The following is a 14507-nucleotide window of genomic DNA, read 5'->3' as shown; positions in this document are numbered from 1 at the left end:
ATAAGTAAAACTATTTGGGGTTGTATGGTTAAGTGACTAAGCGTATATGGTGGATGCCTTGGCAGTTAGAGGCGATGAAAGACGTGTTAATCTGCGATAAGCTGAGATGAGGTGATAAAAACCGTTATAGTCTCAGATTTCTGAATGGGGAAACCCAGTTGCATAAGCAACTATCTTTACGTGAATACATAGCGTAAAGAGGCGAACCGGGAGAACTGAAACATCTAAGTACCCCGAGGAAAAGAAATCAACCGAGATTTCCTTAGTAGCGGCGAGCGAACGGGAATTAGCCCTTAAGCTTATGGGCGTTAGTGGAACAAGCTGGAAAGCTTGGCGATACAGGGTGATAGCCCCGTACACGAAGACAAACATAAGTGAAATCGAGTAGGTCGGCACACGTGAAATGTTGACTGAACATGGGGGGACCATCCTCCAAGGCTAAATACTCCTAACTGACCGATAGTGAACCAGTACCGTGAGGGAAAGGCGAAAAGAACCCCTGTGAGGGGAGTGAAATAGAACCTGAAACCGTATACGTACAAGCAGTGGAAGCCTTAGGGTGACTGCGTACCTTTTGTATAATGGGTCAGCGACTTATATTCTGTAGCAAGGTTAACCGATTAGGGGAGCCGTAGCGAAAGCGAGTGTTAACTGCGCGTTCAGTTGCAGGGTATAGACCCGAAACCCGGCGATCTACCCATGGGCAGGTTGAAGGTTGGGTAACACCAACTGGAGGACCGAACACACGTATGTTGAAAAATGCGGTGATGACCTGTGGGTCGGAGTGAAAGGCTAATCAAGCCGGGAGATAGCTGGTTCTCCCCGAAATCTATTTAGGTAGAGCCTCGGACGAATACCATTGGGGGTAGAGCACTGTTAAGGCTAGGGGGTCATCCCGACTTACCAACCCTTTGCAAACTCCGAATACCAATGAGTACTATCCGGGAGACACACTATGGGTGCTAACGTCCGTAGTGAAGAGGGAAACAACCCAGACCGCCAGCTAAGGTCCCAAAGTCATAGTTAAGTGGGAAACGATGTGGAAAGGCATAGACAGCTAGGAGGTTGGCTTAGAAGCAGCCATCCTTTAAAGAAAGCGTAATAGCTCACTAGTCGAGTCGGTCTGCGCGGAAGATGTAACGGGGCTAAACTATGCACCGAAGCTGCGGATTTGAGCTTTTGCTCAAGTGGTAGGGGAGCGTTCTGTAAGCCGTTGAAGGTGTGTTGAGAAGCATGCTGGAGGTATCAGAAGTGCGAATGCTGACATGAGTAACGATAAAGGGGGTGAAAAACCCCCTCGCCGAAAGACCAAGGTTTCCTGTCCCATGTTAATCAGGGCAGGGTAAGTCGGCCCCTAAGGCGAGACCGAGAGGTGTAGTCGATGGGAAACAGATTAATATTTCTGTACTTCTTTATATTGCGATGGAGGGACGGAGAAGGCTAAGCAAGCATGGCGTTGGTTGTCCATGTGAAAGATTGTAGGCTGGAAACTTAGGCAAATCCGGGTTTCTAAGGCTGAGAGTCGAGACGAGACGCTACGGCGTTGAAGTTGTTGATGCCCTGCTTCCAGGAAAAGCTTCTAAGCATAGATATAAAGGAACCGTACCCCAAACCGACACAGGTGGTTAGGTAGAGAATACTAAGGCGCTTGAGAGAACTCGGGTGAAGGAACTAGGCAAAATAGTACCGTAACTTCGGGAGAAGGTACGCCGGCTCTGGTGATGGGACTTGCTCCCTAAGCTGAGGTCGGTCGAAGTAACCAGGTGGCTGGAACTGTTTATTAAAAACACAGCACTGTGCAAAATCGAAAGATGACGTATACGGTGTGACGCCTGCCCGGTGCCGGAAGGTTAATTGATTGGGTTAGCTCTGCGAAGCTCATGATCGAAGCCCCGGTAAACGGCGGCCGTAACTATAACGGTCCTAAGGTAGCGAAATTCCTTGTCGGGTAAGTTCCGACCTGCACGAATGGCGTAATCATGGCCACACTGTCTCCACCCGAGACTCAGTGAAATTGAAATTGCGGTTAAGATGCCGTATACCCGCGGCTAGACGGAAAGACCCCGTGAACCTTTACTATAGCTTGACAGTGAACATTGCTCCTACATGTGTAGGATAGGTGGGAGGCTTTGAAACTTGCACGCCAGTGTGAGTGGAGCCAACCTTGAAATACCACCCTTGTATGCGTGATGTTCTAACCTAGGCCGATAATCTCGGTTGGGGACACTGTCTGGTGGGTAGTTTGACTGGGGCGGTCTCCTCCCAAAGCGTAACGGAGGAGCACGAAGGTTGGCTAAGTACGGTCGGACATCGTACGGTTAGTGCAATGGCATAAGCCAGCTTAACTGCGAGACAGACACGTCGAGCAGGTGCGAAAGCAGGTCATAGTGATCCGGTGGTTCTGTATGGAAGGGCCATCGCTCAACGGATAAAAGGTACTCCGGGGATAACAGGCTGATACCGCCCAAGAGTTCATATCGACGGCGGTGTTTGGCACCTCGATGTCGGCTCATCACATCCTGGGGCTGAAGTCGGTCCCAAGGGTATGGCTGTTCGCCATTTAAAGTGGTACGCGAGCTGGGTTTAGAACGTCGTGAGACAGTTCGGTCCCTATCTGCCGTGGGCGTTTGAGAATTGAAGAGGGCTGCTCCTAGTACGAGAGGACCGGAGTGGACGAACCTCTGGTGTTCCGGTTGTTTCGCCAGAAGCATTGCCGGGTAGCTACGTTCGGAACTGATAACCGCTGAAAGCATCTAAGCGGGAAGCAGGCTTTGAGATGAGTTCTCACTGGGACTTTAAGTCCCCTGAAGGGTCGTTGGAGACTACGACGTTGATAGGTCAGGTGTGTAAGGGTTGTGAGGCCTTGAGCTAACTGATACTAATTGCCCGTGAGGCTTAACCATACAACACCCAAATGGTTTTGACTGACAACATTCATAAAGAATTAACTTCACGTACTAACGTGTGCTTGAAACGATATATATTAATTTCCAAATTGTAACTTTTTTCGCCTAGCGACAATAGCGTTGTAGTACCACCTGACCCCATGCCGAACTCAGAAGTGAAATGCAACTGCGCCGATGGTAGTGTGGGAGGTCCCATGTGAGAGTAGGTCATTGCTAGGCACCTAATTAAAGAAAGCCCGATTCGAAAGAGTCGGGCTTTCTTTTCGTATATAGACTTTTAAAATTTTACTACAGCATCGCTCAGTGATATTAACCTTTCAGCACCACCTGATCCCTCGACAACTGCTCCTAGCGTTGCCCTAATCTCCAACATTGTTACCATGTGTATTGGTATAGTAGAGAGATAATGTTCAACCCGTCGTTGTGTTTATTGGTATTAGCGTTGGAGTAGTGCGAAAAAGATAAAGCCATGTGATGGTTTCGATAAACTTTTATACCGAATTCCAGCTTGTCTTCAAACATCCAATTGTCACCTAATCGTCTGTTGCCCCAGCGGGTTTGATCAACATACGCTACACCAATACCAAATTTTACATACCACCAGTTGTCTTGCTGAGTTGAAGGGTAGTTAAACGACGGGATAACAGCCCCTGTTTTTAGATCTGGACCATACAAGTTCTGCCACGTAGCCGCAGAAACATCTAGTGTGAGGAATAGGTTGTAGTCTGCTAAGAATTCAATCTCTGTGCTTGGATGGTAAACAAAGCCAAGTTTTTGTGTGTTCGACTTATCTTTTGCTGTTGATTCACCAATCGCATAGTAAAGGCTATGCGCATTGACGGTTGTTTGCACTGCGGTTAAAGCTAACAAAAGAAATAACTTCATTAGATCACCAACTGATCGCTTAGCCTAGTTAAACTTTAGGCGACAAACGGCTTAGTCGCGAATGCTGTGGCTATTTTTTAACGCAATTTTATTTAAGATTTTTAATCTGTTGGATGATAAAATCTCAGTATTATTCTCGTTTATTTTTCCTATCAAAATGGCAATTAATTGGTTCCCGGGTCATATGCATAAGGCCCAAAAAGAGATCAAAGAAATTTTACCGACAATTGATGTCGTTATTGAGGTGTGTGACGCGCGTTTGCCGTTTAGCAGCGAAAACCCGATGATCACTGAAATTCGCGGTGACAAACCGTTAATTAAAATACTTAATAAATCGGATTTAGCCGATCCGGCCATGACCAAAGTGTGGCTAGACTACCTAGATGCACAGCAAAATGTAAAAGCCATTGCATTAACGACAGACTCGCCCTCAATTGCTAAACAAATCCCCCAGTTAATTCGCAAGTTAGTGCCGCATAAAGATGAGACTGGTAAGCAAATTAATGCGGTAATCATGGGCATTCCCAACGTTGGTAAATCGACATTACTAAATACTTTAGTAGGCAAAGCAAAGGCGAAAGTGGGCAATGAACCTGCGGTAACTAAAGGTCAGCAACGTATACGTCTTGAAGATGGTTTGTACCTTTACGATACACCGGGCATGTTGTGGCCCAAAATTGTGAATGAACACAGTGGCTACCGCTTAGCGGTTACGAGTGCGGTAAAAGATACTGCCTTTGATCATGAAGAAATTGCCTGTTTTGCTGCTGAGTATTTGTTGGAAGCTTACCCTGAGCGTTTGAAAGACCGCTATAAACTTGATGAGTTGCCACACACTGAGGTTGAACTTATTGAGGACATTGGCCGCAATCGCGGTTGTGTAAAAAGTGGTGGTCATGTCGACTTCCATAAAGCTTCTGCTATTTTAGTTAATGAAATTCGCGATAAAACCTTGGGTGAACTGACCTTTGAATCACCGGAAATGGTGGAGCGAGAAATTGTTCACTTTAATGCGTTAGAAGAAAAGAAAATTGCTGAGCGCGAAGCTCGCAAAGAAGCACGTGGCCGCGGCCGTAAAAACAAACCTAAGAAGAAAAAGAGATAAGCAGATGACAGATGTTCAGTTAAATGAATTTCAATTGCATGAGTTATTAGTGCGCGATGGCATCGAGTTAATCGACTTGCCATTGAGTAAATTACTCTTGATGAATGACTCGCAGTACCCTTGGTTTGTGTTGGTGCCAAGAGTTGAAAATATTAAAGATATTTACCAGTTAGACTGGGAACAACAGCAACAGTTACTGAACGAATCGAGTATGCTCAGTGAAGTGCTAATGGAAATATTTAAGGGCGATAAAATGAATGTTGCCGCCCTTGGTAATGTGTGTCCACAATTGCATATGCACCACATTGTGCGTTTTGAAAATGACCCTGCGTGGCCAAAACCGATTTGGGGCGAATTACCGATGAAGCCATACACAGCAAATGCAATTGACGATGTCAAAGCCAAAGTACTGCCGAGTATTAAGGCTGTACTTGCTAACAGTTAATAGGCTAATACAGCAATTAATTAGGCCACTTGTTGATGGTTGACCTTAACTTGGTCGAGTGATTGTTTGAGGTCGGCGATGAGATCGTCGACATGCTCTAGTCCGACTGAAATGCGAATCAAGGTGTCGGTAATGCCAGCGTCTAGCCGTTCTTCTGGTGAGTAGGGGGAGTGCGTCATTGACGCGGGGTGCTGAATTAGCGATTCTGCATCTCCCAAGCTTACCGCTATTGAAAAAAGCTTCATACGGTTAATTAAAGCAGCTCCTTCCGCTATATCCCCTTTAATCTCAAAGGCGATAACACCGCCTGCGGCTTTCATTTGATTACCTATAAATTTATACCCTTGGTGTTCTTTTAGACCCGGGTAGTGAACTTTGTCTACCATAGGGTGTTGCGCTAAAAATTCCGCGACAGTTTGCGCGCTTTTACAGTGCTGCTCAACTCGAATTGGCAATGTCTTTAATCCCCTGAGTATTAACCAAGCATCGTGGGGACTGATCGTTGCGCCGATATCTTTGAGTACAGTGAGCTTAATATGGCTGATCATTTCAGCTGACCCACAAATGATCCCAGCAACAACATCACCGTGGCCATTAAGGTATTTTGTCGCGCTGTGGACAATAATATCGAAGCCAAATTGTGCTGGTTGTTGCAAGATTGGGGTTAAAAATGTGTTGTCGATAATGGAAATAAGCTGATGTTTTTTAGCTAGCTTTCCGATAGCTTCAATATCGAGCACTACCAGATTCGGGTTGATTGGTGACTCCAAAAAGAGCACTTTGGTATTTGGCTGAATAGCCGATTCGATATGCTTAATGTCTGTCATATCAACAAAGGTTACTTCAATGCCCCACTTAGTGAGTTGATGTGCCATCAAAGCATATGAGCAGCCATACACCGCTTTTGAAGCAATTAAATGATCGCCAGCACATAGGTTAGCGAGTAATGCACCCGATACTGCCCCCATGCCAGTAGCGGTTGCTGCCGCATCTTCCATTCCCTCCATTGCCGCAACTCTCATTTCTAACTGACGAGTGGTTGGGTTGCCCAAACGCGTATAAATAAAGCCAGCTTCTTCACCGGCGAAACGATTGGCTCCTTGCAGTGCATTGTCGAATACAAATGTCGATGTCTGATAAAGCGGGGTTGCGAGCGAGCCAAATTGTTCATCTTCAATGCGGCCAGCGTGAATGGCTTGCGTGGCGATATGCTTGCTTACTGTCATGGTTAACTCCAAGTCTAGGTATTATTGTTATTTTTCTAAGCTTTTAAAAGTCAAAGCAACTTACGAGCCTAAAAATAAAACCATAAAATACATAGAGTTAGGTTTTGGTGATTTAGTTCTTGTCATAAATTCATTACAAGCTGTAGGTGAGGCTGCTACCTCATGGCCACTTGTATTGCCGCTGGAGTGCTTGCTAATTGGCTGTTTTAGACCAATACTGCTATGTAACTAAAATATTACATCGTCATAAAATAATTACATGCGCTTGGAAATATTTTCAACGGATCGGCTTGGTATCAGCCAAGAAATACTCAGTGAGCTTGCCAAACTTGGCCTTAATATCAGCGCGATGGAAGTGGCAAGTGGTGTTATTTACTTGCATGTTGAAAGTCGTGATATTACTTTTGCCGCCATTCACGATCGTATTGTGCATGTCAATGGGGTGAGTCATTGCCAACAGTTAGACTTAATGCCTAACGAGCTGAAACAACAGCACTTACAAGCACTGTTGAACCGCATTCCAGACCCCATTTTTGATCTTGATGCTGACGGTAAAATTCTCTCGTGTAACCACCATCGACATATCTATATATCTCGCGATAGCGGCCAAGTGCTGGGTATTAAACCACATGAACTCAAGCGTGAAGAAGCCTTTAGTCGAGATGTGAGTTTTGAAGAGCAATCCTATCAGGCAGAAATCACACCATTGTGGCTAGAAGGTATTTTTAGTGGTGCCGTGGTGATTTTAAAGTCACTCGATAAAGTGGCTCACCAACTATCTAACTTTCAACAGTCGATCAGCTTTAATGGCATTGACGATATTGTCGGCGAGTCAGCGATTATCAGTGAAGTGAAAGCACAGCTCATTAAATTTGCAGATCTAGACCTGCCTATACTTATTCATGGGGAAACTGGCACAGGGAAAGAACTTGTTGCTCGTGCAATTCATCTGCAAAGTCACCGCAAAGCTAAACCTTTCCTGGCAATTAACTGTGCTGCACTGCCAGAGCAACTGCTTGAGAGTGAATTATTTGGCTATGTTGCAGGTGCCTTTACTGGCGCTAATACCAAAGGGAAACCGGGCTTGTTTGAGTTGGCGAATGGCGGCACCGTTTTTCTGGATGAAATCGCGGAAATGTCCGTTTACCTGCAAGCAAAATTGTTACGCTTTCTACAGGATTACAGTTTTAGAAGGCTTGGTGGTAGTAAAGAAGTGCACGCAAACGTGCGCATCATTTCTGCCAGCCATCAGCCTTTTGAGCGTCTCGTTGCACAAGGGCGCTTCAGAGAAGACTTGTATTATCGACTAAACGTACTCAATTTAGGGTTACCACCACTCAAGGCAAGAGCCAGTGATATTAGATTGTTATGTGATTATTTTATTGAGCAAGCTTGCCAGCAAACCAAGCTTGCACAGCCTGAGTTACTACCCGATGCGCTCAGTATACTGTTGTCTTATGACTGGCCGGGTAATATTCGGCAATTACAAAATGTGATGTTCAGGCTAACAGCGCTTAACAGTGGTGAGCAAATTACGGCGGTGATGATTAAACAAGTGCTCAGTCAATTTACAACCCAGCTTGATACAGTAAAGCTTGATGGTAAAACTGAATCAGAAGGCCAGATACCATCAAAGTTAGCTTCGGCAAGTTGGCTCAGTATTGCAGACTGGCAAGAAGCGCAGCGGCGTTTTGAAACTAGCCTACTAACCGAACTTTACCCGCATTTTCCAAGCACGCGTAAGCTTGCCGAGCGACTTAACGTGTCGCACAACAAAATTGCGATGAAGTTACGCCAATATGGTATTAAAAATTAAGATGTTGTTTGCTAACACAGAGTAAAGCTATTAAATTCAATATTCTAGAGTTCACTTTGACTTTCAAGGACGTTAGTAGTGACAGGACGTTATCTCGCATTTACGCTTTGTTTTATATGTATTATTACCATATCAATTGCTTTCTTTTTTACTGATGATGAGCGTGGTGCAACGAGTGTGGCTGAAAATGCTTTAGCTGGCGAAGACGTTGAGACTAATTCATTAGCGATTGACCCTTATAAAGCTGACACCATTCAAATCAATAAGCCTCAAGTTTTAGCAAACAGCCATAAGTCAGCCTTAGAGCACAAGACTGATGATTTTAAAACAAATATTGAACAGCTTACTTGCTCTCTCGATTATCCGTCGTTTTCTAAAAATAGGGCTAACGAAAATGCCGCATATTTTGATTCGCTTGCGACTTCCTCAAACCTGACTGATCGTTTAAACCATGCGTTATTTGCGACTGCCCCCGAAGGCAGTAATAAATTTGAACACTTGTACGAACACTTTCAGTTAGAGCTGATGTCAGTTTCACTATAGCTGAAATGATGATGTTTTCAGATGAAGCCTTGATGCGCCAATTTCTTCGTAGCATGGGCAATATTGGCGATGTTGAAGCTGGCAAGTTAGTGTTTGAAAAGAATCAGCACTTAGTCGCGAAATACCAAGAGTCTTGCCACTTATAGTCTAATGATAACGGCTGAAGAGCGAGGTCACAGGCCATAAACGATAATCATAAAAGCTAAAGCTACAAGAAGAAGACCCTCAAAAATTGAGGGTCTTAATAATTTGGCTTTTGATGTGAATGGTTTTATGAGTGCAAGCTTTTTGGGCTAACTATGCTGCTTAACCTCTGCAAAGTGAGCTAAATTGCTCGCTGAGTACTTAGTGCTCTAATAATTGAAACAATAACTTTTTCACAAACTGCGGTTCGAACGGTTTGTCGCATAAAGCATTGACGCCGTCTTGCTCAATATTTGCCAAATGTGTTTCGCTACTTTCACTGGTGACCATCAGTACGGGAATATGCGATTGCTGGCTTTGCTCTCGAATATACTTGGTTAGCTCACGGCCATCAACTTCCGGCATATTGTAGTCAGTGACAACAAGGTCAAACATGGTATCTTCTAGCGCAGCGATCGCTTCTTTACCGTCCGCGGCTTCTGTAACTTTTTGCAGCCCTAGATTATTCAGTACACGTCTAATGTGATTGCGGGCTAGGGTACTGTCATCCACTAACAAAACGCGAATCTCGTTAACATCGAAGTAATCAAGATCCATTTCATCTGGTGAAAGCAGATCTATGGTGGTGTTGATTGCCGCGCCCAAGTGATCTGGAGTAAATGGTTTTGGCAATAGGGCAACCACGCCGGATTGCTTAAACTCTTCCAAGTGTTCTTTTTTGTATTCACTCGTTACCAGCATAAAGGCAATATCGGCCAACCTTTCGTTGGTTTTGATGTGCTTCAATACATCAAGCGCGGTACCATCGTCAAAATACATGGCACTGGCAATTAAGTCTGGCGGGTGTCGCTCGATAATTTCAATTGTTTCAGCAACATTATTCGCTGTCGTGATTTGGCTAATGCCTTCTTTTTCGAATTTACCAAGGATAATTTTTCGCTGAGTATCTGATGGCTCTATCAATAAGATAGACAGTTCGTTTGGGGTAATATTTGCCATTACTGCTTCCGCTTGTGTTGTACTAATATAGGATTGTTTTTACTATTGGTTTAACGGCTTTATTTGTTGAAAGAAAGTGTCAAGACTTGATGCATTGTCAGCGATAGTATTATCCGCCAGTAAACTTCACTTTAAAGCCTTCTTTTTCCAATACATTTTTAATTACATCGCGCTTGTCTCCTTGCACTTCGATGGTTTCGTCAACCACGCTGCCACCTGTGCCACAGCTTTTTTTTAGCTTGCTGGCTAGGGCTTTTAATTCCTTTGCCGGTAACCCCAGACCAGAGATCACCATCACACCTTTCCCTTTTCTGCCTTTTGTTTCACGGCGTACCTTAGCAAAGCCATCACTTGGCGTAACGGTTTCTTCGACTTCTTCTTTGATACGGCCTTTATCGGTGGAGTAAACGAGGGTAGATAATTGGTCTTGCCAAGACATGGGAAAATTGCTCTCAATAAAATTTAGGTAATTATACACGCATTGAAAAAGAGCAGGCGAAAAAAAACCAGCGATTCTTATCGAACTACTGGTTTTTTGATTTACGCCAAACTTACATTAGTTTCACATAAAATTTACAACAAATTTAACGTTAACTAATCAAGTGTTTAGCTTTATTTTAGTCTTGAATAGACTTATAGCTTACCTTCCAATTCAGGTAATGCTTCGAATAAGTCAGCTTCTAAACCGTAGTCAGCTACTTGGAAGATAGGCGCTTCTGGGTCTTTGTTAATCGCGACAATCACTTTCGAGTCTTTCATACCCGCTAGGTGTTGAATGGCACCAGAAATACCCACGGCAATGTATAGGTCAGGGGCAACAATTTTACCTGTTTGACCTACTTGCATATCGTTTGGTACGAAGCCAGCATCAACCGCTGCACGAGATGCACCAATCGCTGCGCCAAGTTTGTCAGCAATACCTTCAAGTAGTTTGAAGTTATCGCCATTTTGCATACCGCGGCCACCAGAGATAACGATAGGTGCGGCACCAAGGTCAGGGCGCTCTGATTCAGTTAATTCGTCAGAAAAGTGGCTAGAAATACCAGCGTCAGTTGCTTGGCCTAAAGCTACTACTTCGGCGCTGCCGTCTGTTGCTACTGCGTCGAATGCCGTTGCACGAACTGTGATCACTTTCTTCGCATCTAAGCTTTGTACTGTGGCAATTGCGTTACCCGCGTAGATTGGGCGAACGAAGGTATCAGCACTTTCAACACCAATGATGTCAGAAATTTGAGCAACGTCTAAAAGCGCAGCAACGCGCGGCATAAAGTTCTTACCAGTAGTAAGTGCTGTTGCGATGATTGCGTCGTAGTCTGCTGCTAATTCAGTCACTAATAAAGAAACGTTTTCAGCCAGTTGGTGAGCGTAAGCAGCGTTATCTGCTACTAATACTTTTGCTACACCACTTAGTTTTGCTGCTTCTTCTGCAACTGCACCACAGTTGTGACCTGCCACTAAAAGGTGAATGTCGCCACCAATTTTTTGTGCAGCTGCAACTGTTTTTAACGTTTCAGCTTTTAAGCTGCTGTTGTCGTGTTCTGCGTAAACTAAAATCATGAGATCACCTTCGCTTCAGTTTTTAACTTCTCAATTAATTGGTCAACAGACTCAACCATAATACCAGCGCTGCGCTCTGCAGGCGGTGTTACTTTGATGACGTTAGCACGCGGGCTCAAGTCGATACCAAAATCACCTGCGGCTTTAACATCTAAAGGCTTACGCTTAGCTTTCATGATGTCAGGTAATTTTGCGTAACGCGGTTCGTTCAAACGAAGATCAGTGGTGACAATCGCAGGTAGGTTAAGTGCTACTGTTTGTAGGCCACCATCAACTTCACGAGTAACGTTGACTTTGTCGCCTTCAACTTTAACTTCAGACGCGAATGTACCTTGCGGCATACCTGTTAGGGCACCTAACATTTGGCCCGTTTGGTTGTTGTCTGAGTCAATTGACTGCTTACCAAGGATAACCAGTTGAGGCGCTTCTTCTTCAACCACTTTTTGTAGCAATTTAGCGATGTTAATTGAATCTAACGCGACTTCCGTCTCAATGCGAATTGCGCGGTCTGCACCAAGCGCTAATGCCGTGCGGATTTGCTCTTCACACTTTTTGTCGCCGATAGAAACAACAACGACTTCTGTTGCGACGCCAGCTTCTTTTAAGCGAACAGCTTCTTCTACTGCGATTTCACAGAATGGGTTAACCGCCATTTTTACGTTAGCTAAGTCAACATCTGAATTGTCAGGTTTAACACGTACCTTGACGTTATAGTCAATTACGCGTTTGATGGGTACTAATACTTTCATCATCGCCTCTATTTTATTTCTTGTCATGTAAGAGGTGTTAACACCTTAGTGTTATCACCAAAATTTGAGTAAACGCTCGACAGACTACTTTTAGTTAACGGTTACGTCAATGCTCCACGTTTTAGATCTATGAACTCACTTGCGCAAAATCAATGCTCAGCGAGTAAATTGTTTTTAACAGGATAGTATTTGTCGGCAAAATATCTATAATGGGGAGATATTATCAAACGCATGTTTGAAATTCAAACGAGTGTTTGAATGACGCGAAACAAAACATTCAAGGGGGAATTATGGAACGCGAATCGATGGAGTTTGATGTCGTCATCGTGGGTGCCGGTCCATCAGGTCTAGCGGCTGCTTGTCGCATCATGCAGCAAGCACAAGAGAAAGAACAAGAGTTGATGGTATGTGTGGTTGAAAAGGGCTCAGAAGTCGGTGCACACATACTTTCAGGTGCGGTATTTGAACCTAGCTCGCTAACAGAACTTTTCCCTGATTGGAAAGAAAAAGGGGCGCCGTTAAACACGCCAGTAAGCGGCGATGACATTTATTATTTCAATGGTGAAAATAGCGCGCACAAATTGCCGGGCTTTATGACACCTAAAACCATGCACAATGAAGGTAACTACATTGTCAGTATGGGTAATGTCTGTCGTTGGTTGGCAGAGCAAGCGGAAGAGTTGGGCGTTGAAATCTTCCCGGGCTTTGCGGCACAAGAAGTTATTTACAACGAAGATGGCAGCGTTGGTGGCATCATTACTGGCGATATGGGCTTAGATCGCGACGGTAATGAAAAAGACTCATTTATGCCGGGTATGGAACTTCGTGCCAAGTACACAGTATTTGCCGAAGGTTGTCGTGGTCACTTGGGTAAAGAGCTTATCAACAAGTTTGATTTAAGCGATGGCAAATCACCACAGCATTATGGTATTGGTTTTAAAGAAATTTGGGATATTGATCCAGAGAAGCACCAAGAAGGCTTAGTCGTACACTCTGCAGGCTGGCCATTAAGCAATGACACCGGCGGCGGTGGTTACTTGTATCACGCCGAAAACAACCAAGTGTTTGTTGGTTTAATTGTTGATTTAAGCTACTCAAACCCGCATTTAAGTCCGTTTGAAGAATTCCAGCGTTACAAGCATCACCCTAAAATTAGCCAATATTTAGCAGGCGGTAAGCGTGTTTCTTACGGTGCACGTGCTTTAGCGAAAGGTGGCTTTAATTCATTGATCAAGCAAACTATGCCGGGTGGTATTATTGTCGGTTGTGATGCCGGTACCATGAATGCGGCGAAAATCAAAGGTAACCACGCGGCGATGAAGTCTGGCTTATTGGCGGCGGAAACGATTGTTGAAGCGCTAGCGAGCGGCGATGAAGGCGGTAAAGACTTAACTGCTTACGATGAGAAGTTTAAAGCGTCTTGGTTATACGAAGAGTTGTACAACACACGTAACTTTACACCATCAATGCACAAACTAGGTACATTCTGGGGTGGTGCATACACGACCATCGACCAAAACTTCTTTGGCGGTAAATTGCCATTTAACTTCCGTGATGACTCTCTTGATCACGCGCAGTTAAAACTGGCAAGTGAAGCACCAGTTATTGACTATGCTAAGCCTGATGGCAAGTTAAGCTTTGACCGCTTATCGTCTGTGTTCTTATCGAACACTAACCACGAAGAAGAACAGCCATGCCACTTAAAACTAGCCGATGCAAGCATTCCAATGACAGTGAACATGGAAAAATACGCAGAGCCTGCACAGCGTTACTGTCCAGCTGGCGTATATGAAGTACAAGAAACAGAAGACGGTAAGCAGTTTGTCATTAATGCACAAAACTGTATTCACTGTAAAACGTGTGACATTAAAGACCCAAGCCAGAATATTACCTGGGTAGCGCCAGAAGGCACGGGTGGTCCAAATTACCCGAACATGTAATTTAGCGATTGTTTACGGACAAACTACGCTAACTAAACCGTGCTAACAAAAAACCACTTCATTTGAAGTGGTTTTTTTATGGCGATTGAAACGTGGATTACATCTTAGTAGACGATATGTATCGTCAGAAATATTTACACTCGTGGTTCTGCTAATAAAGAGCGCGCCAAATAACTCTATGAAAAATAATTA

At 44.3% G+C, this 14507-nt stretch carries 12 protein-coding genes and 2 rRNA genes; 8 read left to right on the top strand and 6 right to left on the bottom strand.

The genetic code is table 11. The annotated features are described in order from the left end of the window. Positions 1-26: 26 nt before the first annotated feature. Both DXX93_RS13125 and rrf read left to right on the top strand, forming a co-directional pair. Positions 27-2903, top strand: a 23S ribosomal RNA gene (locus DXX93_RS13125). A 107-nt stretch (positions 2904-3010) separates the two neighbouring features. Continuing rightward, positions 3011-3125, top strand: a 5S ribosomal RNA gene (rrf, locus tag DXX93_RS13120). Between the two features lie 156 nt (positions 3126-3281). On the opposite strand, the gene DXX93_RS13115 is transcribed toward rrf, so the two are convergent. After that, a complete protein-coding gene (locus DXX93_RS13115) occupies positions 3282-3791 on the bottom strand; it encodes an acyloxyacyl hydrolase (RefSeq protein ID WP_116008494.1) in 510 nt (169 codons plus the stop codon). A gap of 157 nt (positions 3792-3948) precedes the next feature. Between DXX93_RS13115 and ylqF the strand changes: the two genes are divergently transcribed. Both ylqF and DXX93_RS13105 read left to right on the top strand, forming a co-directional pair. Then, entirely contained in the window at positions 3949-4896 is a 948-nt protein-coding gene (gene ylqF / locus DXX93_RS13110) for a ribosome biogenesis GTPase YlqF (protein WP_116009951.1), read from the top strand. A gap of 4 nt (positions 4897-4900) precedes the next feature. Then, entirely contained in the window at positions 4901-5341 is a 441-nt protein-coding gene (locus tag DXX93_RS13105; protein WP_116008493.1) for an HIT domain-containing protein, read from the top strand. A 20-nt stretch (positions 5342-5361) separates the two neighbouring features. Here the strand turns inward: DXX93_RS13105 and megL are convergent, their stop codons facing one another. Next, the gene (gene megL, locus DXX93_RS13100) at positions 5362-6567 is read right to left on the bottom strand and encodes a methionine gamma-lyase (protein WP_116008492.1); all 1206 of its coding nucleotides are present in this window, start codon (positions 6565-6567) and stop codon (positions 5362-5364) included. A 259-nt stretch (positions 6568-6826) separates the two neighbouring features. On the opposite strand from megL, the gene DXX93_RS13095 reads away from it, so the two are divergent. The 3 genes from DXX93_RS13095 (at position 6827) to DXX93_RS20815 (ending at position 9072) form a co-directional block, all read left to right on the top strand. Beyond that, complete coding sequence (locus DXX93_RS13095) at positions 6827-8383, top strand: sigma 54-interacting transcriptional regulator (RefSeq protein ID WP_116008491.1); 1557 nt, start codon at positions 6827-6829, stop codon at positions 8381-8383. Positions 8384-8461: 78 nt separating this feature from the next. Beyond that, positions 8462-8926, top strand: a complete 465-nt coding sequence (locus tag DXX93_RS13090; RefSeq protein WP_116008490.1) for a hypothetical protein — start codon at positions 8462-8464, stop codon at positions 8924-8926. Positions 8927-8934: 8 nt separating this feature from the next. Continuing rightward, on the top strand, positions 8935-9072 hold the full coding sequence (locus tag DXX93_RS20815) for a hypothetical protein (protein WP_181902223.1): 138 nt from the start codon (positions 8935-8937) through the stop codon (positions 9070-9072). A 199-nt stretch (positions 9073-9271) separates the two neighbouring features. Here the strand turns inward: DXX93_RS20815 and DXX93_RS13085 are convergent, their stop codons facing one another. The 4 genes from DXX93_RS13085 to DXX93_RS13070 form a co-directional block, all read right to left on the bottom strand. Beyond that, complete coding sequence (locus tag DXX93_RS13085) at positions 9272-10069, bottom strand: response regulator (protein WP_116008489.1); 798 nt, start codon at positions 10067-10069, stop codon at positions 9272-9274. A 109-nt stretch (positions 10070-10178) separates the two neighbouring features. Continuing rightward, positions 10179-10508 carry a stress response translation initiation inhibitor YciH gene (locus DXX93_RS13080; protein WP_116008488.1) on the bottom strand — a complete coding sequence of 110 codons (330 nt, stop codon included), beginning with the start codon at positions 10506-10508 and terminating at the stop codon, positions 10179-10181. Positions 10509-10702: 194 nt separating this feature from the next. Further along, positions 10703-11626, bottom strand: a complete 924-nt coding sequence (locus DXX93_RS13075) for an electron transfer flavoprotein subunit alpha/FixB family protein (RefSeq protein WP_116008487.1) — start codon at positions 11624-11626, stop codon at positions 10703-10705. After that, positions 11623-12375 carry an electron transfer flavoprotein subunit beta/FixA family protein gene (locus DXX93_RS13070; RefSeq protein WP_116008486.1) on the bottom strand — a complete coding sequence of 251 codons (753 nt, stop codon included), beginning with the start codon at positions 12373-12375 and terminating at the stop codon, positions 11623-11625. The genes DXX93_RS13075 and DXX93_RS13070 overlap by 4 nt, the downstream gene beginning before the upstream one ends. A 290-nt stretch (positions 12376-12665) precedes the next feature. Between DXX93_RS13070 and DXX93_RS13065 the strand changes: the two genes are divergently transcribed. Continuing rightward, positions 12666-14315: an electron transfer flavoprotein-ubiquinone oxidoreductase gene (locus tag DXX93_RS13065; protein ID WP_116008485.1), complete on the top strand. Its 1650-nt coding sequence runs from the start codon at positions 12666-12668 to the stop codon at positions 14313-14315. Positions 14316-14507: the final 192 nt, after the last annotated feature.

Source organism: Thalassotalea euphylliae, from assembly GCF_003390335.1.
GTDB classification, from domain to species: Bacteria; Pseudomonadota; Gammaproteobacteria; order Enterobacterales; family Alteromonadaceae; genus Thalassotalea_F; species Thalassotalea_F euphylliae_B.
Note: the sequence above shows the minus strand (reverse complement) of the source record. Positions and strands in the feature narration are given on the sequence as shown.

Coding starts and splice junctions, on each gene's coding strand:
- DXX93_RS13115 (WP_116008494.1), bottom strand. CDS start 3,791: ATGAAGTTATTTCTTTTGTTAGCTTTAACCGCAGTGCAAACAACCGTC.
- ylqF (WP_116009951.1), top strand. CDS start 3,949: ATGGCAATTAATTGGTTCCCGGGTCATATGCATAAGGCCCAAAAAGAG.
- DXX93_RS13105 (WP_116008493.1), top strand. CDS start 4,901: ATGACAGATGTTCAGTTAAATGAATTTCAATTGCATGAGTTATTAGTG.
- megL (WP_116008492.1), bottom strand. CDS start 6,567: ATGACAGTAAGCAAGCATATCGCCACGCAAGCCATTCACGCTGGCCGC.
- DXX93_RS13095 (WP_116008491.1), top strand. CDS start 6,827: ATGCGCTTGGAAATATTTTCAACGGATCGGCTTGGTATCAGCCAAGAA.
- DXX93_RS20815 (WP_181902223.1), top strand. CDS start 8,935: ATGATGTTTTCAGATGAAGCCTTGATGCGCCAATTTCTTCGTAGCATG.
- DXX93_RS13085 (WP_116008489.1), bottom strand. CDS start 10,069: ATGGCAAATATTACCCCAAACGAACTGTCTATCTTATTGATAGAGCCA.
- DXX93_RS13080 (WP_116008488.1), bottom strand. CDS start 10,508: ATGTCTTGGCAAGACCAATTATCTACCCTCGTTTACTCCACCGATAAA.
- DXX93_RS13075 (WP_116008487.1), bottom strand. CDS start 11,626: ATGATTTTAGTTTACGCAGAACACGACAACAGCAGCTTAAAAGCTGAA.
- DXX93_RS13070 (WP_116008486.1), bottom strand. CDS start 12,375: ATGAAAGTATTAGTACCCATCAAACGCGTAATTGACTATAACGTCAAG.
- DXX93_RS13065 (WP_116008485.1), top strand. CDS start 12,666: ATGGAACGCGAATCGATGGAGTTTGATGTCGTCATCGTGGGTGCCGGT.